This is a genomic window from Streptomyces yangpuensis (assembly GCF_024666385.1).
GTDB classification, from domain to species: Bacteria; Actinomycetota; Actinomycetes; order Streptomycetales; family Streptomycetaceae; genus Streptomyces; species Streptomyces yangpuensis.
On sequence record NZ_CP102514.1, the window covers coordinates 377,076 to 399,004 of the forward strand.

Sequence of the window (21,929 nt, forward strand, 5' to 3'; positions counted from 1 at the left end):
CTGCCTCATCCGGTGGGGACGGTGATGACCGGGCAGTACGCCCGGTGCAGCAGACCGTGCACCGTGGATCCCAGCCGCATGCCGGTGTAGCCGCCTCGGCCGCGGCGGCCCACGACGACCGCCAGAGCGTGCTCGGCCGCCCGCGCCAGTTCCTCGACGGGATGGCCGACCAGCACCTCGTGCGTGAGGAGCACGTCCGGATACTTCTCGGACAACCCGGCGGTGGTCTCGGCCAGCAGGGCTCGCTGCGCCTGGAGGGCTGCTTCTTCGTCGTGCAGCAGGAAGACCGGCGGCTGCCACACGGAGACGGCCCGTACCTGCGCTCCACGCAGGTCCGCCTCGTCGAACGCGAACTCGAGTGCTGCGGCCGAGGCGCTGCTCCCGTCGATGCCGACGACGATGTACAGCGGCCGCTGCGTGATGTGTTCGGCGTCGCCCACGACGACGACGGGGCAGGAAGCCTGCGCCGTCACCGGGAGCACGAGCGATCCGGCGCTGAGCACCTCCGCGACGCGGCCCAGGTGCCGGGAACCGAGGACGACCATACGGGCCTGCCCGGCCATCGCCGCGATGACAGGGGCGGGAAACCCGCCCCGCAGATCGGTGGCCACCGCCAGCTCGGGATGCCGTTCGCCGACCCAGTCCCGGGCCTGCTCCAGTCTCTCGGTGCCCGCGCCCCGCAGAGCGGCCTGCCGTGGGGTGTCGTCGACGTGCTGAGTGTCGTGCTGGGGCGGGACGGCCAGCACGAGGCGGAGGGGAAGCCGACGACGGAATCCCTCGTCGGCCGCCCAGGCCAGGGGAAGATGCCAGTCCCGGTTCGGGTCGATCCCCACGACGATGCCGCGAGCACCGTCCCGCGCCGCGGTCATGACCCGCTCCCCGAGTCGTCCCCGAACCGGGAAATGAGCAGGACGGGGCAGTGGGCGTGGTGCACCAGGCTGTGCGTGACCCTGCCGAGGTCGCGGGAGAGCCCGAGCGGGGTGGGGTTGCGGCGGCCACCCATGACCAGAAGGTCGGCGTGGCGGCTCGCCTCGACCAGGACCGCGGCTACGGAGAAGCTCTTCTCCCCCTCGCTGTCGACGGTCAGGTCCGGGAACTCGGCACGGATCGTGTCGGTGACGGCCCGCATGGCCTCTTCGTGCTCCCCGCCGATGGCGTCGACGGTGTCGAGCATGGGGGCGACGACGCCGACCGACTGGAGGATGTTCCAGACGTGCAGCAGCCTCAGGGACGCCTTGCGCAGCTCGGCCTCGTGGGCGGCGTAGCGGGCACACACGAGGTCATGCTCGTCGCGGACGGCGGCCAGGACGGTTCCCCGTTCCTCCGCCTCGGTGTCGCCGCGGACCACGACGACGGGAGTGTGGGCGACGGCTGCGATGCCCAGTCCGACGGAGCCGAGCATGAGCGAGTCGAAGCCGCCCAGGCCGCGGTTGCCGACGACGATCGTGCTGGAGAGGCCGCCGGCCCGCTTCAGGCTGGTGACGGCGTCCGATCGGCTGAACTCCGTGGTCACTTTCAGACCCGGATACTCGGCGGCCACGGCCTTCGCCGTGTCGTCCAGCAGTTCCCGGCCGGCGGCCCGGACCTTTTCAATCGTCTCCACGGACACGTACAAGGCCCTGCCGTCGGTGTCCGCGCCGTAGACGATGTGGAGCGGACGGCCCCGGCGTACGGCCTCCCCCGCGGCCCACAGGGCGGCGCGGCGCGCCGGCTCGGAACCGTCGACACCGACGGTGACCGAGCTGCTGTCCGGAGTACGGATGGTGCTTTCCACGATGACTCCCAACCGAGAAGCCGATGGGGACACCCACCACACTGGCGGCCACGACACCCTGGCAGGAGGGCCGCCCGGGACCGCCTGCGGGACCAAAGGTCCCCATCGCCGGACGGCGGGACCGGCCCGTGGCGGGTGGCCCGTCCGGTCCCCGGGCGGGGCCGTTCGGCCCTCGCTTCTTCCTCCGCTCCGGCGGAATGTGAAAGGCACCACGCACACAGGGCATCGGCCGCACGCGCTCCGGAACGGCAGGAGGAGCCTCATGAAGCACATCAAGGTGGCAGACCTGATGACCGACGAGGTCGCTTCCGTGACGCCCGACACCCCCTTCAAGGAGGTCGCGAAGCTCCTGGCCCAGTACGACGTCTCGGGTCTGCCGGTGCTGGACGACGAGGACCACGTCGTGGGCGTCGTTTCACAGACCGACCTGCTCGCCCGCAGCGCCGCGGTACCCGGGCCGGGGGCACAGATCGTCGCGCCGCCCTCCCGGCCCCCTACGACGCGCGACCTCATGTCCGCCCCGGCCGTCACCGTCCACGCCGAAGAGACAGTGGGATCAGCCGCCCGGCTGATGACCAGGCGCGGTATCGAAAGGCTGCCCGTCGTCGACGTCGAGGACCGCCTCGTCGGCATCGTCACCCGGCGCGACCTCCTTCGAACGTTCCTGCGCCCGGACGCGGAGATACGCCGACGGGTCCAGGATGCACTCACGGATCTGGCCGACATATCCGCTGAAGCTGTGGAGGTGCACGTCGTGGACGGAATCGTCACCCTGGAGGGCACCGTGCACGATCGGAGCCGGCTCCCCGTGCTCATCGCCCTCGTCGAACGGATCGACGGGGTCGTGGCCGTCGCACCGCGCATCACCGCCCGCCCCGACGATCCGGCAAACACCCGCGCCGGTCACCACGCCATGCCCGGGTAACCGGTCACGCCCGTCACCCGGAAGAACTGCACTCATGAAGAACCACGTCACAGCCGGGGTCGACGGCTCCGACGAGAGCCGTACGGCGGCACGCCGGGCGGCGCGCGGAGCCCTTCTGCGGCAGGTTCCGCTCAGGCTCGTCCACGCCGTCGACTGGCTGCTCGACCCGCTTCTCCCCGGCGTCGGCCCACAGAGTGCGGACACATGGGCGGACCGCGCCGTGACCGAAGCGGCGGAGGAACTGCGCGGGCACCACCCGGACCTGGAGATCACGACCCGATGTCCGACGGGGCGTCCCCCGAAGTGTCCGTGCCCGATCGAGCACCGAGGAGCGTCATGGAGCACCTGCCCACCGTGGCCGACGTCATGAGCAGGGCGGCCGTCTCCGTCGACCGCACAACCGCGTTCAAGGACATCGTGGAGACGATGCGCATGTGGAACATCAGCGTCCTCCCCGTTCTGACCGGAGAGGGACACGTGGCCGGGGTGGTCTCCGAAGCCGACCTGCTGGTCAGCAGCCAGGCATCCGTTCCGGACCGCGCGACCACCGCCGAGCGGCTGATGACCCGCCCCGCCGTGACGGTACCGGCGACTTCCACCATCCGGGCGGCGGCCCGCGTCATGGCGCGCCGCCACCTCAAGCGCCTGCCTGTGGTGGACGGCGACGGCCAGCTGGTCGGCGTCGTCAGCCGCGGCGACCTGTTGAAGGTGTATCTGCGCCCTGACGCGGACATCGGCACCGAGGTCCGTGAGCTGCTGGGGCGCCAGCTGATTCCGCGCGGCTCGGCGGCGGTCCACGTGCACGTCGCCGGCGGCGTCGTCTACCTGCATGGCTCCATCCCGGATCCTGCGATGGAGGACGTCTTGGTCCGCGCGCTGGGCACCGTGCCGGGGGTCGTGGACGTCAAGACCGACTTCACGGTCCCGGCATCCGAATGAAGGGGGCGCGCCCATGAGGCACCGCAGCGTCGCGGAGCTGATGACGCCCACCGCCGTCACGGTCCGTCCCGCCACGGCCTTCAAGGAGATCGCCCGGCTGCTGCGGGAATACGACATCACCGCCGTGCCGGTCGTGGACGGCATGGGGCGCCCGGTCGGAGTCGTATCGGAGGCCGACCTCTTGCGCCGGCGCTCTCCGAGCGGCACGTCGACCGCCGAGCACCTCATGACCAGCCCGGCCGTGACGGCCCGCCCCGGGTGGAGCGTGGTACGCGCCGCCCGGGTGATGCAACGCCACGGGGTCAAACGCCTGCCGGTCGTCGACGCGAATGGGCGGATCACCGGCGTGCTCAGCCGCAGCGATCTGATCCGGCTGTTCCTCCGCCATGACCACGCCATCCAGGAGGAGATCGTGGAAGAGGTCCTCACACGCGTCCTGCGAATAGCGCCTTCTTCGATCACTGTCGGTGTGGAGGACGGGTTGGTGACGCTCAGTGGCACAGTGCACCGCGCGGAACTGCTGCCCGTGATCGTACGGCTGTGCCAGAGCGTCGACGGGGTCGTCGACGTCGACAACAGACTGACCTGTGTCCCGGCCACGGCCCACCGCGCTAGCGGCGCGGCAGCCGCGTCAGGGAGCGAGGTCCCGGCGGCGGAGGAGGACGTGGGCCAGCACCAGACCGACCAGCCCGACTCCCGCCAGGATCCAGAACTGCGGCCACAGGACACCGCCTTCGGCCAGGGCGTCGCCCGGGGTGTAGTAGTGGAACGGGCTCAGGAACCTCAGGGGCGCCGCCGGCGCCCAGGCGAGCGCGATGAAGTTGACGGCGAATCCCACCGCTGCGATGGCGATGGTCGCGCCGATCACCTGTGACCGCCGGCGGCCTGCCGCCGACACGGCCATGGCCGGGCCGATCATGCACAGGGCGAAGCCGATGCCCATGAACCCTGCGGCGAAGACCCCGCTCAGCGGCACCACCCGGTGAATCCCGGGGGACAGCGCCACGCCGGCCGCAACCGTGACTGTCGCAGCCGCGTTCAGGGCCAGCACCACGGCCAGCAGCGCTGCGGTCCTCTCGGCCAGCAACCGGATGCGGCTGACGGGCCGTACCATCACCAGCTCCACCGTTCCCGATTCCACGTCCGCCGCCACAGCGGCTGCGGCGAGCGAACCGATCGCGGTGAGCTGCATGGCGATCCAGAAGGGGTGGGTGAGGCCGGCGCCCAGCAACCCCGGGTAGCTCGCGATCGAAACGCTGCCGCTGGAGCCGCTGAACGCCTGGTAGGCGGACGGCGGGCCCTTTCCCCCGGAGGAGAACAGATCGCCCGGAGCGAGGGCGCCTGCCACCACGACGATGAGCGCCTCGAAGGCGATCATCCCCAGCAGCAGGGCCCCCAGCATCCTGCGCCGCCGATGGAGGGCGAGCCAGAACAGGGGCCACCGTTTCTTCATGCCTCCTCCTCCGGGCCGCCGTCGCGGTAGAGGTCGAGAAACGCCTCGTCGAGTCCCGCTTCCTCGACCGTGACGTCAGCCACGTGCAGGGCGAGCAGTCCACGCAGCGCACCCACCACCTCGCTCGGCGGCACGAGCAGGTCCACCCGGTCGCCCTGCCACTGCGGAGCCCAGAGTTCGGCGGCGCCCAAGGGCCGGGGCCCCTGCCCGTCGTCGAAGGTCAGCCGGATCCGTCGGGCGCGCGCCTCGCGCAGCCCGGCCACGCTTTCCACCGTCACCAGCCGTCCGTCGCGCACGATCGCGACCCGGCCGCAGGTGCGCTGCACCTCCGGCAGGATGTGACTGGACAACAGAACCGTCCGTCCGGCGGCCGACGCGTCCTGCAGCAGGGCGAAGAACGTCTCTTGTACCAATGGGTCGAGGCCTTCGGTCGGTTCGTCCAGCACGACCAGGAGCGGATCGTGCTGGAGGGCCTGCACCAGCCCGAGCTTCTGCTTCATGCCGCGCGAGTAGCCGGAGACGGGGCGGGTGAGAATCGGCGTGGTCAGCCCCAGCCGGTCGCACAACTCGCCGCGACGGGGCACTGGAGCGCCTTGAAGGGCGGACAGCAGGTCGAGGGTCTCCGTTCCGGAGAGTTCGGGGTACAGCCGCAGCTCGCCCGGCAGGTATCCGATCCGGGGTGCGAGACGGAGGCGCTCGCCCAACGGGTCCAGCCCGAGCACCCTGACGCGGCCCGCGGTCGGCCGCAGGAGGCCGGTGAGGCACCGCAGAGTGGTGGTCTTCCCGGCCCCGTTCGGTCCGAGGAAGCCGAAGACCTCCCCGGTCCGCACGGTCAGGCTGAGGCGGTCGACGCCCGTGACGTCTCCGTACTTCTTGGTCAGGCCGGTCACCTCGATCGCCGGCACGTCGTCCGTGCCGGCGCCCCCGGCCTGCGCCCCTGCGGCGGCATGGTCTTCGAGAGACGTGCGCGGTGACGCGGTTCGACGTCGGCCAGACTCGTTCACCGGACTGCCGCGCCGTCCATCCAGCCGCCATAGGGTTTGAGGGAGTCCGCCTGCGGCGGCGCTCCGGAACCGACGATGTCGCGGTGGGCAATGCGCTTCAGTTGGTGGGCGAGGTCCTCCAGGGCGCGGGCGGCGGCGAGTTCGTCACCGATCTCGGGGACGTCCTTGTCCGTGGGGTTGCAGCGGGCGGTTCCGTGCCCGGTGAGCCGGTTTGAGCCGGTGTCGAGTTCGACGCGGACCTTGGTGGTGCCGTCCTCCTCGAAGAGGTAGACGCGGGTCTTCCACTCGGTGGTGTGGGACATGGTGTTCCTCCGGTGCTTCAGGTGTGGTGACGGCGCCGGGCCCAGCGGCGGATTTCGTCCGTTCCCCAGACCAGCGGCGGGAAGAGGGCTATGAGGAGGACGACGTCCAGGGGCAGGGCGGCGGTGCCGAAGATGTGCTGGAGCGGGGGCGCGTAGACGAGCGCCGCGGTGAAGGCCAGTTCGAAGGCGATGCCGGCGAGCAGAAGAGGGTTGGTGAAGAGGCCGATGTCGCGCAGGGCGGCGTGGTCGGTGCGGGCCGCCATCGCCGTTCCGACCTGGCAGGTGACGATGCCGGCGAAGGTGGCGGTGGTGGCGGTGAGGTAGGAGTGGTGGAGCGGGGTGCCCGGACCGGTGGGGTCGCCAGGATGCCAGCCCGCCCGCCACAACACGTAGAAGAAGGCTGTCATCACCAGGATGGCGGACACGGTGCCGAGCCAGCCCCAGCTGCGGACCAGCATGTCTTTGTTGATCACTCCCTGGCTGCTGGGCCGGGGCGGGCGTGCCATGACCCCTGGTTCGGCGCGCTCGCGTCCCAGGGCGAGAGCGGGGAGGGTCTCGGTACCGAGGTCGATGGCGAGGATCTGGAGCACGGTGAGCGGCAGGGGGACGGTGCCGCCGGACAGGGCGAACACCAGGAAGGGAACGACCTCGGGTGTGAGGTGGGCGAAGATGTAGACGATGAACTTGCGGACGTTGTCGTAGACGCGTCGGCCCGATTCGATCGCCGTGACGATGGTGGCGAAGTTGTCGTCGGTCAGGATCATGGTCGAGGCTTCTCGTGCCACGTCCGTACCCGAGCGTCCCATGGCGACGCCGATGTGAGCACGGTGGAGAGCGGGCGCGTCGTTGACCCCGTCGCCGGTCATGGCGACGATCTGCCCGTGAGCCCGCAGGGCGTCGGCCACCTTCAGTTTTGTCTCGGGTGAGGAGCGGGCGAAGACGATCTCCGTGCCGGGTAGCCGCAGCAGGTGGTCGAGTTCGTGGTCGTCGATCGCCTCGGACTGGGCGATCACCCGCAGGTCCGGTACGCCGATGCCTACGGACCGGGCCACGGCGGCGGCTGTGGCTCCGTTGTCGCCGGTGACGATGTGGACGGTCAGCCCTGCCTGGTGGCAGCGTTCGACCGCGGCGGCGACTTCCGGACGCGGCGGGTCGTACAGGCCGACAAGGCCCAGGAGGCGCAGCTCCCGTTCGGCCTGCTGCCGCCGCGACGGGACGTCGGCACCGTCCGGCAGTTCCCGCTCCGCGACGGCCAGTACCCTCATGCCCGCCCCGGCCAGGGCGTCCACTGCGTCCTGCGCCTGCCGGATCGGCTGCCCGCCCGTCAGGAGGGGCAGGACGGCTTCTGGAGCTCCCTTGGTGATGACCCGGAGGCGGCCCGGGTCCGTCGCCCGGACCACCGACATCAGGCGCAGCCGGGGATCGAAGCGGAAGCAGGCGCGGCCATGGGCGTCCCGGTCGGCCGGATCCACCGGGACGGCGCGCTGCGCCGCTCCGTCCACGAGGGCGATTTCGGTCGGGTCGCCGTGCCATTGCCCGTCGGTCTCGCGCGCGACGGTGGTGCACAGGGCCGCCGCCCGGACCAGCGCGGTGTCACCCGGCCCGGGCTCCGTGCCGTGCTCCGGCGTCCATAGCGCGTGCAGGCGCATCTCGTTGCGGGTGAGGGTGCCGGTCTTGTCGGTGCAGATGACGTTGGTGGAACCGAGAGTCTCCACGGCGCTGAGCCGCTTGATCACCGCGCCCTGTCGGGCGAGGACCCGGACGCCGACGGCGAGGGCGAGGGTGATCGTCGGCAGGAGCCCTTCGGGCACGTTGGCGACGAGCAGGCCGATGGCGAACATCAGCGAGTCGGTGAGCGGAAGGCCCACAGCGACGCCGGTCACGAGGAAGACGGCACTCATGGCGACGGCGACCGCCGCGATCAGCCAGGCGACCTTCTTGACCTGCTTCTCCAGCGGGCTGGGTTCGCGCCGGGTGCGCTGGCTGAGGGCGGCGATCCGGCCGAGCTGAGTGTGGTCCCCGGTGGCGAAGACGATCGCCCGGGCCTGCCCTTCGGTGGCGCTGGTGCCGCTGAAGACGAGGTTCGGCTCCTGGAGCACCGGGACCGCCTGCAGGCCGGGACCGGCCAGCCGTTCCACCGGTGTGGACTCCCCCGTCAGCATGGACAGGTCCGCTTCGATTCCGCCTTCGGTCAGTCGGGCGTCGGCGGCGATGCGGTCGCCCTCCTCCAGGACGATGAGGTCGCCGGGGACCAGGTCCCGGGCCGGGACGTGCCGTGGCTCCCCGTCACGGATCACCCGTGCCTGCGCCGGGAGGTAGCGGGCCAGGGTCTCGACGGCCTTCTCGGCCTGCCGTTCCTGGACGAGCGCGAACGCGGCGTTGACGAGGACCACGGCGATGATCGCCCAGCCGAGGACGTCGATGCCGGCGATGAACGCGAGCGCGGCGGCCGCCCACAGCAGCAGCGCCAGCGGGTGGGCCAGCTGGCGCAGGAGTTCGCGAAGGACGCCGGTCTGCGCGGCGGGGCGGACCTCGTTCGGCCCGTAGACCGCAAGCCGCCGCGCCGCTTCCCGGCTCGACAGCCCCGAAGGCCCCGTGTGGAGTTCCCTGCGGAGCAACGGAAGGGGCTCCAGAGGATCGGGCACGAGGTCCGGAGCGAGCCCCCTGTCGGTGAGACCGTCAGCCATCGTCCGCTCCGTGGCCGGGGTGCGGACGGCCGGTCCAGACGGGCTCGACGTCCTCCCATTCGGATTCCCAGGCCCGGGCGCTGCGGGCATCGACGAACCGGATCCCCAGGCGGACGAGAGCTCCTGCGAGAAGCGCGATCCCGGCGAACACCACGGTGCCGAGACCGAAGGCACGCATGGCGAGGTCAGCGGTCACCGGGGGAGCCGTGGCGGCGTCGCCCCGGTCGTCGACCCAGACCCGGACGGTGTCGCCCTTGCGCGTCTGCGCCGGAACGGGGACCGTGTCCGCATGCCTGCGGCCGTCGGGATACTGCCAGGTGACGGGGGCTACCACGATGGGACGCTCGCCCGGGCGCGGACCGGTACGATAGCTGGTTGCGTCGACGGCGGTGGCCGTGACGACGTGCCGGTGCACCGCCAGGATCTCGGCGGCACGGCCGGCGTCGGTCCAGGCTGCCCGGCCGACGGCGATGCCGCAGATCACGGCGAGGAGGCACGTGACGGCGAAGGCCGCATGCAGGCGGGTGCGCGTGCGGTCGGCGCTGCGCCGGAGCGGATTGCCCCCCACCCCGGCAGTCCGATCGTCGTCCATGGCTCACCTCCACGTTGCGCGGGTACCGGTGGCGGACCGCCCTGGTCAGGCGGCTGTGAGTTCGCTGCTGATGTGGTGTGCCCAGGCCTGAATGCGCTCGGGAGCGCGATAGTCCCCGCCCTTTCCCTGGCGGAGCATCGACCGGGCGACGAGCCCGGGGGTACCGGCCGTGACACTGCCGCCGAACGTCTTGTGTTCGCGCGCGCCGATGAGTTGCATCTGCCGGGCGACCGCGGGGACCGGGGGGATGTCTTGTTCCTCCGCCGACCGGTCGAGCGGGCCGCTGCTGAACAGCCATACGGGACGGTGCCGCAGGGACTCGGCGTTGCGTTCGGCGCAGCGCTTGGCCTTGCCGCTCCAGTGGCCGGCGTAGAGGGAGCCGCCGAGGACGACGGCGTCGTAGGCGCGGACGTCGTGGACCTTGCCCGCGGGCAGCACCACGGCATCGAGGCCGTCTTCGCGGAGGGTCCTGCCGATCTGCTCGGCGATCCCCGCGGTGGCTCCGTGTTGGGTCCCGTAGGCGACCAGGACCTTCTTGGCGGTCATGGCGCAGCCTCCTCGTCTCGTCCTTGTGGGCCGATGCCACTGTCACGCTGCCGACGGCGGCTGCGCATGGGCCGGACGGATCCCGGCCGGGGCCGTTCGGTCCCCGCCGTGGCGTCCCTCCTCGGCCGCGGCCACGTGCTGTTTGACGGCGGCGAAGCTGTCCGGGGCCACGGAGACCGAGTCGATCCCGACACCGACGAGGAAGGCGGCGAAGGCGGGGTCATCGCTCGGGCGCTGACCGCACAGGCCCACGGGGCGTCCCGCGGCTTGGGCCCGCGGGACGAGCAGGCCGATCAGGCTGGTGACAGCCGGATCGTTCTCGTCGAAGACGTCGGCGAGCGCTTCGGAGTCCCGGTCCACGCCCAGGGTGAGCTGCGTGAGGTCGTTGCTGCCGATGGAGAAGCCGTCGAAGCGTTCCGCGAAGTCCCCGGCGAGGAGGACGTTGGCGGGGATCTCGGCCATCACGTAGACCTTGAGCCCGTTCTCGCCCCGCCGGAGCCCTTCACCGGCCATCACGTCGAGGACCTTGTCGGCTTCCTTCAGCGTGCGGCAGAAGGGGATCATGACGATGACGTTGGTCAGCCCCATCTCGTCGCGGACCCGGCGCAGGGCCCTGCATTCGAGGGCGAATCCCTCCCGGTAGCCGTCGCTGTAGTAGCGGCTGGCTCCCCGCCATCCGATCATCGGGTTGGCCTCGACCGGCTCGAACGGCCGGCCGCCGAGGAGTTTGGCGTACTCGTTGGTCTTGAAGTCGCTGGTGCGCACGATGACGGGGTCCGGCCACCGGGAGGCGGCGATCCGGGCGATGCCGTACGCAAGGCGGTCCGTGAAGTACCGGGTGCGGTCGAGACGGCCCTCGGTGAGCTGGTCGACGGCGCAGCGGTCGCCCGTGTCCAGCCGCTCGGGGTGCAGCAGGGCCATGGGGTGGACCTTGACCTGGTGGGCGACGATGAACTCCAGGCGGGCGAGGCCGACGCCGTCCGCCGGCAGCCGCCACCAGCGGAAGGCCGCCGACGGGTCCGCCAGGTTGAGCATCACGCGGGTCCGGGTGGCGGGAAGAGCCGCGAGATCGGTCTCGGTCTCCTCGTACGGCACCAGGCCCGCGTACACCTTGCCGCGGCTGCCCTCCGTGCACGAGACGGTGACCTCGGCCCCGTCTTCCAGGACCAGCGTGGCGCTTGCCGTGCCGACGACGGCGGGAACGCCGAGTTCGCGGCTGACGATCGCCGCGTGGGAGGTGCGGCCCCCGTGATCGGTGACGATCGCGGCAGCCCTCTTCATGATCGGTTCCCAGTCCGGGTCCGTGATGGAGGTGACGAGTACGCCGCCCGCCGGGAATCGTTCGAGGTCCACAGGCGTGTCCAGACGGCACACGGGTCCGGCTCCGATCGCCTCGCCGACCGCGGTGCCCTCGACGAGCACCTGTCCGGGCATGCCGGTCAGCCGGCAGCGGCGCAGGGTCGCGGAGCGCCTGCGGGACTGCACGGTTTCCGGCCGGGCCTGGACGATGGCCAGCTCTCCGGTCGTCCCGTCCTTGGCCCACTCCAGGTCCATCGGGCACCCGTAGTGCTCCTCGACCGCCACGGCCCACTCGGCGAGCCGGCGTACCTCGGCGTCGGTCAGGACGCGTCCCGCCCTTTCCTCGGGGGTGGTGTCGACCGTTTCGGTCAGCCCGCCCTGGGCATAAACGGCCTTGCGGCGCTTGGCACCGAGGCGAACATCGATGACGGGGTCGAGGGCGGCGTCCTTCAGGGACGGTTTGAAGACGGTGTACTCGTCGGGGTCCGTCCGTCCGCTGACCACCGTCTCGCCGAGCCCCCACGCCGCGCTGACCACGACGACGTTCGGGAAGCCGCTCTCGGGGTCGAGGGTGAACATCACCCCGGCGCCGGCGAGGTCCGAGCGGACCATCGACTGGACTCCCACGGACAGCGCCACCCGCAGATGGTCGAAGCCCATGCGCTCGCGGTAGTCGATGGCCCGGTCGGTGAAGAGCGAGGCGAAGCAGCGGTGCACGGCGTCCAGCAGCTGTTCGGTGCCGCGCACGTTCAGGTACGTGTCCTGCTGCCCCGCGAAACTGGCCTCGGGCAGGTCCTCGGCGGTCGCACTGCTCCGTACGGCGACCTCCGGGTCGGTCCGGCCCAGCCGACGTCCGAGGTCCGCGTACGCGGCGCCGATCTCGTCGCGCAGCGCCCCGGGCAGGGGTGCGCCCATGACCAGGGATCGGAGGCCCGCACCCACGTCCTCCAACGCGGCGCCGTCGTGGAAACGGTCCAGCTGGTCCTGCATCCGGGCCCGCAGCTCGTTTTCGTCGAGCAGCTCTTCGTAGGCCTCCGCGGTCGTGGCGAAGCCGGGCGGGACGGTCACGCCGGCTGCGGCCAGCCGCACGGTCATTTCACCGAGGGAGGCGTTCTTGCCACCGACGCGGGCGAGGTCACCGCGGCTCAGGCGGGTGAAGGGTATGACGCGTCCTGCGTGTCCCATGACGATCTCCAGGCCTTCCGCGCACGGCGGAGCTCAGTACGGCAGCGGGCGTCCGGAGGGCGTACGCAGGTCCAGCGGGTCGGGCCTGTGGGACTGCTTCGGCCGGGTCCGGATCCGTATGCGCTGCATCGTGGTCACCCTCTTCGGGAAGCGGCGCCGGTTCGGCGTCCGGATTCCACGGTCACTCCGCGGGGCGCGCCGTCCGCAGTGCCGAGGGGGCCCGGTGCCCAGGGCCGACCGGACCCCTTCTGCTGGGACCGATGGTCCCGGCCCCTGGTTTCAGTCCGGTTCCATGTAGGGGCGTCGGAAGACCGGTGCCTGGCTGCTTCCCCACGGGTGCACGGCTGCCAGTGCCTGGACGACTGCTGATTCGAGAGACCCACTCGTATCGATGGTGACGGCTTCGGGCCATGCGGCCTCTCGGGCGGCCATGGCTCTGGCGACGGCCACATCGGCATCGGACGGGCCTGCGGTGCGGCCCGCGATCCGGGCTTCCGCCACCTCGCCGGGAACGTGGCAGTGGAGTGCCACTAGGTCGGCGTCGGCGTTGCCGGCCACGCGGACGGCGGCTTCACGCTGTCCGGCATCGGTCCAGGTGGCGTCGAGCACGACCGATTCGCCGGCGGCCAAGAGCCTCGACGCGCGGTCGAGGAGGGCCGCGTACGCCTGGGCCGTCCGCTCCGGTGTGTACAGGCCCTCGCCGTAGCCGGCCGACGCCGGTTGCTCCGCAGGGATGCCCGCCAGCTCCTTCCGGATCCGGTCGCTGCTGAGCAGGGTCACACCGAGGCGGTCGGCCAGGGCGCCGGAGAGGGTGGACTTCCCGCTGCCCGGAAGCCCTCCGACGAGGGTGAGGCCGACGGCGGAGGTGCGCAGGTGCCGCAGCGCGACCGATGCCAGTCGCCGTGCCGTGGAGAACGCACCCGGCGCCCCCTGCGCGGCCTGGATCAGAGACACTTTGGCCCGCACGAAGGCGCGGTAGGCGACGTAGTGGTGCCTCAGGGAAGGCGGTGCCGGGTCACCGGAGTATTCGCAGTACCGGGAGAGGAAGTACGAAGCGGCCTCCGGAGCCCCGAGATGCTCCAGGTCCATGGCGAGGAACGCGGCGTCGTCGAGTCCGTCGACGTATCGCAGGTGGTCGTCGAATTCGAGGCAGTCGAGGATGCGGGGACCGTCGTCCAGGCAGAAGATGTCGTCGGCGAGCAGGTCTCCGTGGCCGTCGACGATCCGCCCCTGTCCGATGCGGGCGTCGAACAGCGCCTTGCGTCCGCTGAGGTAGCGGCGTACGAGGCGCTCGGTTTCGGCCAGGCCGTCGGGCAGGTGCTCTGCGTCGACCAGCTCACGCACTTGCGCGAAGCCGGCTTCCCAGCGCGCCGACAGCGCGTCCCTGGTGCCCTGGGCGTCCACGTCAGGGCCCCGGGCCGCACCCGCATGGTGCGTGGCCAGCCGACGGGCGACGGCATCGAGGAACCGGTCCACGTCCGCGCCCTCGGCGACCAGCGTCGAGAGGCGGCGCCCGGTCGGCATCCTGCGCATCACGACGACCGGTTCGGGCACCTCTGCTGCGGGGCTGCGGAACTCACCGACTCCGAGGTAGACGTCCGGCGCGAACTGCCGGTTCAGTGTGACTTCCCGTTCGCAGACGCTTCGGCGGGCCGCCACGGTGCTGTAGTCCAGGAAGCCCAGGTCGACGGGCTTCTTGAGCTTGTAGGCGTGGTCTCCCACGAACAGGACCACCGCCGTATGGGTCTCGCACACCTCCGCCCGCGGTGGCGGAGCGGCTTCGTCGCCGTAGCCTGTCCGCAGCCCCGCCCCGTCGGACGGGTGGTCGGTCCGCCGGGACTGCGTGGGGCCGGTGCCGGGCTCAGTCATGGGGCACGACCGCTACGGGGCAGCGTGCGTGGTGGATGGCGGCCTGTGCGACCGAGCCCAGGCGGGGTGCCAGGGCTGGACGGTTCATGCGCCGTCCGACGACCAGCATTCCGGCGCCCTCGGCAGCCCTCGCCACGGCTCTGGCCGGGCTTTCGAGGGTGACGCTGTCGACGACGTCGAGGTCCGGGTACTGCACACGCCACCGTTGGAGGGCCAGATTCAGCCTCGTCCTGGCCTCGCGCTCGATCTCCCGGGTCACTTCGTGGTCCGCGCCCCACGGCATGTGGGCGTGCAGAGGAAGGGTTTCGCCGTGTACAGCCCGTAGGGGCACTCCGCGAGCCGCAGCCGCCTCGAAGGCGAACGCCAGGAGGTCGTCGCAGGGGCCGCCCAGTTTCAACGCCACCACCACGCCCGCCGCACCCGGGAGCCCGCCCTGGTGTGTGGCCGCCCGGACGAGGACCACCGGACGCTCGGCCCGGCCCACGACGGCCGTGCTGATGTCTCCGAGGAAATAGCTCTGGAGGGACTCCAGACCCCGCGAACCGAGCACCGTGATCTCGGACTCGGCTGCTGCACGCAGGAGTGCGTCCTGCGCGTCGTCGGCAACCAGCTCGCCGATGACCGTCAGCCCGGGGTACATGGCCAGGATTTCTGCTCGTGCCGTGTGCACGAGCTTCTTGGCCCAGTAGTTCTGGTCGGGCTCCGAAGAAGCGTGTGCCGGATCCGGCGCCAGCATGGGCCAGGCGTGGAGGAGGCGCAGGGTGAGCCTGCGTCGCTGGGCCTCGTCGGCGGCCCAGCGGGCTGCGGCGAGGCTCTCCGGAGAGCCGTCGAGGCCCACGATCACGACCGGGTCCATGGCGTCAGCTTCCTCTCCACCGGACCGTTGGAATGACACCACGGATGGCCTGTCCCGGCGCGCAGGAGCACCGTGGCGACGACTCTGGTCGAGTCGTGGTGGGTGGATCAGCGGCCCGCGCAGACGGACTCGACAAAGTGACCCACCTGGTCGTCGGACAGGTGCCGGGCGAGATCGGCTTCACTGATCATGCCCACGAGGCGGCGATCGGCGATGACCGGGACCCGCCGGATGTGATGGTCCTGCATCGTGGCCAGGACCTGGTCCGCCCCCGCATCGGCATCGACGGTCACGGGCTTGCCCTGTGCGAGCTGCCCGGCCGTCACATGGCTGGGGTCCTTGCCCTTGGCCAGGCATTTGATCACGATGTCACGGTCGGTGATGATGCCGTGCAGTCTGTCGTCCGGGCCGCAGATGGGAAGTGCTCCGACACCCAGCTCGCTCATTCGGCGCGCGGCGTCCATGAGCGTCTCTGTCTCCTGGACGCAGGAAGCGCCGGCATGCATGATCTCGCGCGCTGTCTTCATGGCCGCCTCCTCGGCTCCCTCTTTCAGTCTGGCGGCGCCGACGCTCCGCCGCGCGTCGGGCGGATGGTCTGGAGGCCGGCACGCCGTACGGTGGCGGTGTGCGCCGTGCAGGAGGCCGCCACGTGCCGAGTGCGGAGTGCGGAAGGGGATCGAGGATCCGATGGAGGCAGGCAGCGGGACGGTGGTCATCGGCTTGGGCAACGAGTTCCGCCGGGATGACGGTGTCGGATGGACCGTGGCCGGTCTGCTGAAGCGCCGGGCCGACGAACGTCGGCTGCCCCCGGGTGTCGTCGTCGCACAGTGTGACGGGGATCCCGGGCGCCTGATCGAATTGTGGGGGAACGCCGGTCTGGCCATCGTCGTGGACGCGTGCTTTCCACCCGCCGCAGAGCCGGGGCGCACGCACCGGTGGGACGATGCCGTGGACGGCCGACCGAGCACGACCGGCTCGGCGAGACACAGCACGCACGGGCTCGGCTTCGCCGAAGCCATGGATCTGGGACGCGCACTCGGCCGCTGTCCCCGTCGCCTGATCGTGTACGCGGTCGAAGGGGCGGAACTTGCGCCGGGGCCGGGCATGACTCCCGCGGTGGCGCGCGTCGTACCGGGACTGATCCGACGCATCACCGCCGACATCGAGCGCCATGGCATGCCCGCCCACGACGCCCGCTCCCCAAAGACCGAGCCACCGACCGGGACTCGCCGAACGACGGTCACCGCCCGCAGGCCACCTGCCTGACACCCTGGTCCGGAGCAGTCGCGCGGTACGGCCCCCGGCGGGCGGTAGACGCCGTCGTACATGCACCCTGCCTCGCGTCGGTGACGGGGCACGGACAGGAGGCAGACCATGACCGGTCCCGCGGAAAACCGCCGGCCCCCCGACGGCATGACCGAGGCGGTGCTCGACCGCAGTGGTCTGGCCGCGCTCGTGACGGTCCTGCAAGGCCGTGGCCGTACGGTGATCGGACCGACCGTACGGGACGGGGCGATCGTTCTCGACGAGCTGGCGTCCGCGACCGCGCTGCCCTACGGGTGGGGGGTGGAGCTGGAAGCGGGTACCTACCGGCTCATTCCGCGTGACGACGGGGCCGCGTTCTCGCACAGTGCGGGCCCCCAGTCGTGGAAGTCGTTCCTGCACCCCGAGCGGGTCCGCCAGTGGTCCGCGGACCGTGAACCCGGTGGCGGCCTGACCGTGCGCGAGGAGAGGCCGGAGGAGGTCTCCTACGCCTTCCTCGGCGTGCGGCCCTGCGACCTTCGGGCCATCCGGATCCTGGACCGGGTCATGGCAGGCGGCCGGTACCGCGATCCGGCCTACCTCTCCCGGCGGACGGGAGCCTTCCTGATCGCCGTCGAGTGCACCGAGCCGGGTGCCACCTGCTTCTGCGTCTCGATGGGTACGGGACCGGCCGCGGACGCCGGGTACGACCTCGCCCTCACCGAGGTGGTGGACGACGACGGCCACCGCTTCCTGTGCCGGAGCGGGACCGAGGAGGGAGCCGCCGTCCTCACGGAACTCCCCCACCGTGCCGCCGACGACGCGACCCGGACCGCTGCCGTCCTCGGGGTGCGCGAGGCGGCCGAACGCATGGGCCGGTCCATGCCGCCGGTGGACCTGCGCACGCTGATGCGGGACACCTTGGAGGCGGATCGCTGGGACGATGTCACGGCTCGGTGCCTGAGCTGCGGCAACTGCACGATGGTCTGTCCGACCTGTTTCTGCACGACCACCGAGGACGTCACCGACCTGACCGGCGACCACGCCGAGCGGTGGCGCCGCTGGGACTCCTGCTACGACCTGGACTTCTCGCTCCTGCACGGTGGTCCCGTGCGAAGCAGCCCCCGTAGCCGGTACCGCCAGTGGCTCACCCACAAACTCGGCACGTGGCACGACCAGTTCGACAGCTCCGGCTGTGTCGGCTGCGGCCGCTGCATCGTCTGGTGCCCCACCGGCATCGACCTCACAGAGGAGGCCCATGCCCTCCACCAGGAAGCCCGGGGAAGCCAGGACGCACCGTGACGACCTCTCCCGACCGTCCCTGCGGCGCACGACTGCTCGCCGCTCTGCCGGCAGGTGAGCGCGAGTCACTGTCCTCCCTCGCCCGCAACGTCGTCCTGCCGGCCGGCACCCGCATCTTCGAGGAGGGCGAGGAAGCGGACCGCTTCTGGATCCTGTGCTCGGGGACCGTCGCACTCGACATCGAAATCCCCGGCCGGGGCCGCGCCGTCGTCGAGACGATCGGCGCGGACGGCCTGCTCGGCTGGTCGTGGCTGTGTCCGCCACGGCAATGGCACCTCGGCGCCGAGACCCGGGACGCCGTCCGCGCCTGGGAGTTCGATGCCACCGCGGTACGCACCTTGTGCGCCGAGCGGCCCGCGCTGGGTCTGGCCCTGGTCACCCTCGTCGCCGAGACCATCGGAGAGCGGCTCAGGGCGACGCGTACCCGGCTGCTCGACCTGTACGGGCCGCCGACGAACGGGCCCGCCTCATGACCCTGGCACCGCTTCCCTACCGCGTGGTCGACCGGCGGGAGGAGACGCGTGACACCGTCACCTTCACGCTCGCACCCTCCGATGAGCCTCTCGCCCCCTTCGCAGCGGGGCAGTTCGCGATGGTGTACGCGTTCGGCGTGGGCGAGATCCCCGTGTCCGTTTCCCGGATCCTCGACAGCGGTCGGCTGGTCCACACAGTTCGGGCCGTCGGCGCGGTCTCGCGAGCGCTCTGCGGCCTCGGGCCCGGCGCCCAGGTCGGAGTGCGCGGCCCGTTCGGCACGGGCTGGGACACGACGGCCGCTCGTAGGCGTGATGTGCTCGTCGTCGCCGGCGGCATCGGTCTCGCCCCGCTCAGGCCCCTGATCGACACGGTGCTGGCCGAGCCGGAGGCGTACGGGCGGCTCAACGTCTGCGTGGGTGCCCGGAGTCCGGGCGACCTGCTGTATCCGGACGAAATCCCCTCCTGGCGCAGCCCGTTCGCGGAGATCACCGTCGACCGGCCCACAGCCGACTGGACGGGCCGGGTCGGAATCGTCACCGGCCTGATCGGCGAAGCCCGCTTCACGCCGTCGGACACGACCGCCTTCGTCTGCGGACCCGAGGTGATGATCCGGGCCACGGCACGCGCTCTGGTGCACCAGGGCGTGGACGCCGCACGCATCCAGGTGTCCCTCGAACGCAACATGCGCTGTGCGACCGGGCACTGCGGGCATTGCCAGCTCGGTCCCCTGCTGCTGTGCCGCGACGGCCCGGTGGTCGGCTACGACCGGGCCGAATCCCTGCTCACCGTGCGGGAGCTGTGAGTTGCACCCTCCTGACCCACCCCCACAGTCCGTCCGTCCACGGCTCGGCGTGTTCAAGTTCGCCTCGTGCGACGGCTGCCAGCTCACCCTGCTCGACTGCGAGGACGAGCTGCTCGCCATCGCCGCCGAACTCGACATCGCCCATTTCACGGAGGCGTCCAGCGATGCGGCTCCGGGGCCGTACGACCTCGCACTCGTCGAAGGCTCGGTCAGTACCCCCGAACACCTCGACCGTATCCGCCGCATCCGCGCCGAATCCCGCCATCTCGTCACCATCGGCGCGTGCGCGACCGCCGGCGGCATCCAGGCACTGCGCAACTACGCCGACGTCGAGGAGTATCTCGCCACCGTCTACGCCCACCCCGAGTACATCGCCACCCTCGCCACGTCCACGCCGATCTCCGCGCACGTGCGCGTCGATTTCGAACTGCGCGGCTGCCCCATCGACCGCGGGCAGCTCGTGGAGGTCATCACGGCTTTCCTCGCCGGGCGCAAGCCGGGCATCCCGAACCACAGCGTCTGCTTCGCCTGCAAACGACGCGGCACCGTCTGCGTCACCGTCGCCCACGGAACCCCCTGCCTGGGACCCGTCACCCACGCCGGCTGCGGGGCCCTGTGCCCCACGTACGGCCGCGGCTGCTACGGCTGCTTCGGTCCGGCCGCCACGACCAACCTGCCCGCGCTCATCCCACTCCTCCACCGCGACGGGATGAGTTCCGAGGACACCGACAGGTTCCTGCACACCTACAACGTGACGGCCTTCACCGCCGTGGAATCACAGGAGCCGGTCGCCACCCGCGAGGAAGGCACGCAGTGACGGACTTTCCCGCGTCCCGGGTCCTGCGGATTCCCGCCGTCAGCCGGGTGGAGGGCGAAACCGCGCTCCGCCTGCTCGTCCAGGACGGCACCGTCACCGAGGCACACCTGGCGATCTACGAACCGCCACGTTTCTTCGAGGCCTTCCTGCGGGGCAGAGCGCACACCGAACCCCCGGACCTCACCTCCCGCATCTGCGGGATCTGCCCCGTCGCCTACCAGATGAGCGCCTGCCGGGCCATCGAGGACGCATGCGGCGTCACCGTCGACGGACAGCTGGCCGCCCTGCGCCGTCTGCTGTACTGCGGCGAGTGGATCGAGAGCCAGACCCTGCACATCCACATGCTGCACGCGCCCGACTTCCTCGGCCACCACGACGTGATCGGGCTGTCCCGCACCCACCGGGAGCACGTCGAACGCGGACTACGCCTGAAGCAGGCCGGCAACGCGGTGGTCGAACTGCTCGGCGGCCGGGCCATCCACCCCGTCAACGTCCGCCTCGGCGGCTTCCACCGTACGCCCACCCGGTCCCGGCTCCTGCCCCTGGCGGAGCGGCTGCGTGCCGCGCTCGACGACGCCTGGGACACGCTGTGCTGGGTGGCCGGGTTCGACTTCCCCGACGCCGAGTGCGACGCCGACCTGTTCGCACTCGCCGAGAGCAGCACCTACGCCATCGAGTCCGGTGTCCCGACGGTGCTGCCGTACGGCGAACCGGTCCGGCCCCGCGGTTTCCCGCTGCGGGAGTTCAACGACCATGTCGCGGAGACCCAGGTCGCGCACTCCTCGGCCCTGCACGCCCGACTGGACGGCCGCAGGCACCTCACCGGCGCGCTCGCCCGCTGGGCCATCAGCGGCCACCTGCTCTCGCCCCTGGCGCTCGAAGCGGCCCGGGAAGCCGGCCTGGACGCACCCCCGGGGCGGCCTGGGGGACCCGGCGTCGCGGTCGGCACGGTCTGCAGGAACCCCTACCGCAGCATCCTCGTACGCGCCGTGGAGGTGCTCTACGCAGTGGAGGAGGCGCTCCGGATCATCGACGCCTACGAGCGGCCGGAGCACCCGTTCGTGGAGGTGCCGCCCTGCGCCGGCACCGGGCACGGCGCCACGGAGGCCCCGCGCGGACTTCTGTACCACCGCTACGTGCTGGACGCCTCCGGTCGCATCGCCGACGCGAGGCTCGTTCCGCCGACCGCGCAGAACCAGGCCGCCATCGAGGAGGATCTGCGCAGGACCGTCCAGGCTTGTCTGGACCGCGGAGAGAGCACCGACGAAGAACTGGCGAGGGTGTGCGAGCGGGCCGTCCGCAACCACGATCCGTGCATCTCCTGCTCCGCCCATTTCCTGGAGCTGGACATCCGCCGCACACATGCGGCGGGGCAGTGAGACGGGATACCGCTTACCCCGCGGAAACATCCGGCCGCACGATGGTGACCGGGCAGGGAGCGTGCAGGGCGACCTGCTGACTCACCGAGCCCAGAAGGGCCCGGCGGAAGCCACCACGGCCCCGGCTGCCGACGACCAGCATCTCGGCCCCTGCGGCCGCGTCCACCAGGACGTCCGCCGGATGTCCGTGCACCAGCCGTTCGTGCACTTGGGACGCGCCGTCCTCGCCGAGTACGTCCCGCACCTCCTCGACCAGTAGCCGCTGCGCCTCTTCCTCGTCGAATTCGGCGTCGACGGCCGGGGCCGACCACGAGGCCTCCCCCGGCACCTCCCAGGCGGTCACCGCCTCGACCCTGCCTCCGACGAGGCCGGCGTACCGCACCGCCCAGCGCAGCGCGGTCTGCGACGAGGGCGAACCGTCGACACCGACCACGATCCGCGGAACCTCAGGCTGCGTGTCCATGCTTCTGATCCCTTCGGTG

22 protein-coding genes and 1 pseudogene are annotated in these 21,929 nt (G+C 71.3%); 10 read left to right on the forward strand and 13 right to left on the reverse strand.

Annotated features, from left to right (window positions below):
* Positions 1-5 precede the first annotated feature (5 nt).
* Positions 6-869, reverse strand: coding sequence for a universal stress protein (locus tag NRK68_RS01840; protein ID WP_257854602.1), 864 nt, complete (start codon positions 867-869; stop codon positions 6-8).
* Positions 866-1,774 carry a universal stress protein gene (locus NRK68_RS01845; RefSeq protein WP_257854604.1) on the reverse strand — a complete coding sequence of 303 codons (909 nt, stop codon included), beginning with the start codon at positions 1,772-1,774 and terminating at the stop codon, positions 866-868. The genes NRK68_RS01840 and NRK68_RS01845 overlap by 4 nt, the downstream gene beginning before the upstream one ends.
* Positions 1,775-2,036: 262 nt before the next feature.
* Here NRK68_RS01845 and NRK68_RS01850 point away from each other — a divergent pair, with 262 nt between their 5' ends.
* From NRK68_RS01850 to NRK68_RS01865, 4 genes and pseudogenes are all read left to right on the forward strand, one after another.
* On the forward strand, positions 2,037-2,699 hold the full coding sequence (locus NRK68_RS01850) for a CBS domain-containing protein (RefSeq protein ID WP_257854606.1): 663 nt from the start codon (positions 2,037-2,039) through the stop codon (positions 2,697-2,699).
* 34 nt (positions 2,700-2,733) lie between these two features.
* Positions 2,734-3,069, forward strand: a complete 336-nt coding sequence (locus NRK68_RS01855; protein WP_257854608.1) for a universal stress protein — start codon at positions 2,734-2,736, stop codon at positions 3,067-3,069.
* Positions 3,036-3,638: a CBS domain-containing protein gene (locus NRK68_RS01860; RefSeq protein WP_257854610.1), complete on the forward strand. Its 603-nt coding sequence runs from the start codon at positions 3,036-3,038 to the stop codon at positions 3,636-3,638. The genes NRK68_RS01855 and NRK68_RS01860 overlap by 34 nt, the downstream gene beginning before the upstream one ends.
* A 13-nt stretch (positions 3,639-3,651) precedes the next feature.
* Positions 3,652-4,221: pseudogene (locus NRK68_RS01865) on the forward strand (CBS domain-containing protein); the annotation flags it as partial.
* 48 nt (positions 4,222-4,269) lie between these two features.
* On the opposite strand, the gene NRK68_RS01870 reads toward NRK68_RS01865, so the two are convergent.
* From NRK68_RS01870 to NRK68_RS01915, 10 genes are all read right to left on the reverse strand, one after another.
* Complete coding sequence (locus NRK68_RS01870) at positions 4,270-5,091, reverse strand: ABC transporter permease subunit (RefSeq protein ID WP_257854611.1); 822 nt, start codon at positions 5,089-5,091, stop codon at positions 4,270-4,272.
* Positions 5,088-5,996, reverse strand: coding sequence for an ABC transporter ATP-binding protein (locus NRK68_RS01875; RefSeq protein ID WP_257854613.1), 909 nt, complete (start codon positions 5,994-5,996; stop codon positions 5,088-5,090). Before NRK68_RS01875 ends, NRK68_RS01870 begins: the two co-directional genes overlap by 4 nt.
* A gap of 95 nt (positions 5,997-6,091) precedes the next feature.
* A complete protein-coding gene (locus tag NRK68_RS01880) occupies positions 6,092-6,397 on the reverse strand; it encodes a DUF1876 domain-containing protein (RefSeq protein ID WP_257854615.1) in 306 nt (101 codons plus the stop codon).
* A gap of 17 nt (positions 6,398-6,414) precedes the next feature.
* Entirely contained in the window at positions 6,415-9,084 is a 2,670-nt protein-coding gene (locus NRK68_RS01885; RefSeq protein ID WP_257854617.1) for a cation-translocating P-type ATPase, read from the reverse strand.
* Positions 9,077-9,676 carry an Rv1733c family protein gene (locus tag NRK68_RS01890; protein ID WP_257854619.1) on the reverse strand — a complete coding sequence of 200 codons (600 nt, stop codon included), beginning with the start codon at positions 9,674-9,676 and terminating at the stop codon, positions 9,077-9,079. Before NRK68_RS01890 ends, NRK68_RS01885 begins: the two co-directional genes overlap by 8 nt.
* 45 nt (positions 9,677-9,721) lie before the next feature.
* Positions 9,722-10,222 (reverse strand): flavodoxin domain-containing protein, encoded by a 501-nt coding sequence (locus NRK68_RS01895; RefSeq protein ID WP_257854621.1) that lies wholly within the window; start codon positions 10,220-10,222, stop codon positions 9,722-9,724.
* Between the two features lie 42 nt (positions 10,223-10,264).
* Positions 10,265-12,706: a phosphoenolpyruvate synthase gene (gene ppsA, locus NRK68_RS01900; protein ID WP_257854623.1), complete on the reverse strand. Its 2,442-nt coding sequence runs from the start codon at positions 12,704-12,706 to the stop codon at positions 10,265-10,267.
* Between the two features lie 279 nt (positions 12,707-12,985).
* Positions 12,986-14,461 (reverse strand): bifunctional aminoglycoside phosphotransferase/ATP-binding protein, encoded by a 1,476-nt coding sequence (locus tag NRK68_RS01905; protein WP_257857744.1) that lies wholly within the window; start codon positions 14,459-14,461, stop codon positions 12,986-12,988.
* Between the two features lie 106 nt (positions 14,462-14,567).
* Positions 14,568-15,431 carry a universal stress protein gene (locus NRK68_RS01910; protein ID WP_257854624.1) on the reverse strand — a complete coding sequence of 288 codons (864 nt, stop codon included), beginning with the start codon at positions 15,429-15,431 and terminating at the stop codon, positions 14,568-14,570.
* 107 nt (positions 15,432-15,538) lie between these two features.
* Entirely contained in the window at positions 15,539-15,958 is a 420-nt protein-coding gene (locus tag NRK68_RS01915; RefSeq protein WP_257854625.1) for a CBS domain-containing protein, read from the reverse strand.
* Positions 15,959-16,118: 160 nt separating this feature from the next.
* Here NRK68_RS01915 and NRK68_RS01920 point away from each other — a divergent pair, with 160 nt between their 5' ends.
* The 6 genes from NRK68_RS01920 to NRK68_RS01945 all read left to right on the forward strand — a co-directional run bounded on the left by NRK68_RS01920 (position 16,119) and on the right by NRK68_RS01945 (position 21,447).
* Positions 16,119-16,697, forward strand: a complete 579-nt coding sequence (locus NRK68_RS01920; protein ID WP_257854626.1) for a hydrogenase maturation protease — start codon at positions 16,119-16,121, stop codon at positions 16,695-16,697.
* 108 nt (positions 16,698-16,805) lie between these two features.
* A complete protein-coding gene (locus NRK68_RS01925; RefSeq protein ID WP_257854628.1) occupies positions 16,806-17,975 on the forward strand; it encodes a 4Fe-4S dicluster domain-containing protein in 1,170 nt (389 codons plus the stop codon).
* Entirely contained in the window at positions 17,972-18,448 is a 477-nt protein-coding gene (locus tag NRK68_RS01930) for a cyclic nucleotide-binding domain-containing protein (protein ID WP_257854629.1), read from the forward strand. Before NRK68_RS01925 ends, NRK68_RS01930 begins: the two co-directional genes overlap by 4 nt.
* Positions 18,445-19,251, forward strand: a complete 807-nt coding sequence (locus tag NRK68_RS01935; RefSeq protein WP_257854630.1) for an FAD/NAD(P)-binding protein — start codon at positions 18,445-18,447, stop codon at positions 19,249-19,251. Before NRK68_RS01930 ends, NRK68_RS01935 begins: the two co-directional genes overlap by 4 nt.
* 49 nt (positions 19,252-19,300) lie before the next feature.
* Entirely contained in the window at positions 19,301-20,068 is a 768-nt protein-coding gene (locus NRK68_RS01940; protein ID WP_257854635.1) for an NADH-quinone oxidoreductase subunit B family protein, read from the forward strand.
* Positions 20,065-21,447: a Ni/Fe hydrogenase subunit alpha gene (locus NRK68_RS01945; protein WP_257854637.1), complete on the forward strand. Its 1,383-nt coding sequence runs from the start codon at positions 20,065-20,067 to the stop codon at positions 21,445-21,447. Before NRK68_RS01940 ends, NRK68_RS01945 begins: the two co-directional genes overlap by 4 nt.
* Positions 21,448-21,460: 13 nt before the next feature.
* Here NRK68_RS01945 and NRK68_RS01950 read toward each other — a convergent pair whose 3' ends face one another.
* Positions 21,461-21,910 (reverse strand): universal stress protein, encoded by a 450-nt coding sequence (locus NRK68_RS01950; protein WP_257854638.1) that lies wholly within the window; start codon positions 21,908-21,910, stop codon positions 21,461-21,463.
* Positions 21,911-21,929: the final 19 nt, after the last annotated feature.

Bases quoted from the DNA above. Each gene is read 5' to 3' on its own strand.
- NRK68_RS01915 (WP_257854625.1), bottom strand. From the start codon at position 15,958: ATGAAGACAGCGCGCGAGATCATGCATGCCGGCGCTTCCTGCGTCCAG.
- NRK68_RS01885 (WP_257854617.1), bottom strand. From the start codon at position 9,084: ATGGCTGACGGTCTCACCGACAGGGGGCTCGCTCCGGACCTCGTGCCC.
- NRK68_RS01870 (WP_257854611.1), bottom strand. From the start codon at position 5,091: ATGAAGAAACGGTGGCCCCTGTTCTGGCTCGCCCTCCATCGGCGGCGC.
- NRK68_RS01920 (WP_257854626.1), top strand. From the start codon at position 16,119: ATGGAGGCAGGCAGCGGGACGGTGGTCATCGGCTTGGGCAACGAGTTC.
- NRK68_RS01880 (WP_257854615.1), bottom strand. From the start codon at position 6,397: ATGTCCCACACCACCGAGTGGAAGACCCGCGTCTACCTCTTCGAGGAG.
- NRK68_RS01850 (WP_257854606.1), top strand. From the start codon at position 2,037: ATGAAGCACATCAAGGTGGCAGACCTGATGACCGACGAGGTCGCTTCC.
- NRK68_RS01950 (WP_257854638.1), bottom strand. From the start codon at position 21,910: ATGGACACGCAGCCTGAGGTTCCGCGGATCGTGGTCGGTGTCGACGGT.
- NRK68_RS01860 (WP_257854610.1), top strand. From the start codon at position 3,036: ATGGAGCACCTGCCCACCGTGGCCGACGTCATGAGCAGGGCGGCCGTC.
- NRK68_RS01855 (WP_257854608.1), top strand. From the start codon at position 2,734: ATGAAGAACCACGTCACAGCCGGGGTCGACGGCTCCGACGAGAGCCGT.
- NRK68_RS01895 (WP_257854621.1), bottom strand. From the start codon at position 10,222: ATGACCGCCAAGAAGGTCCTGGTCGCCTACGGGACCCAACACGGAGCC.
- NRK68_RS01925 (WP_257854628.1), top strand. From the start codon at position 16,806: ATGACCGGTCCCGCGGAAAACCGCCGGCCCCCCGACGGCATGACCGAG.
- NRK68_RS01890 (WP_257854619.1), bottom strand. From the start codon at position 9,676: ATGGACGACGATCGGACTGCCGGGGTGGGGGGCAATCCGCTCCGGCGC.
- ppsA (WP_257854623.1), bottom strand. From the start codon at position 12,706: ATGGGACACGCAGGACGCGTCATACCCTTCACCCGCCTGAGCCGCGGT.
- NRK68_RS01910 (WP_257854624.1), bottom strand. From the start codon at position 15,431: ATGGACCCGGTCGTGATCGTGGGCCTCGACGGCTCTCCGGAGAGCCTC.
- NRK68_RS01840 (WP_257854602.1), bottom strand. From the start codon at position 869: ATGACCGCGGCGCGGGACGGTGCTCGCGGCATCGTCGTGGGGATCGAC.
- NRK68_RS01935 (WP_257854630.1), top strand. From the start codon at position 18,445: ATGACCCTGGCACCGCTTCCCTACCGCGTGGTCGACCGGCGGGAGGAG.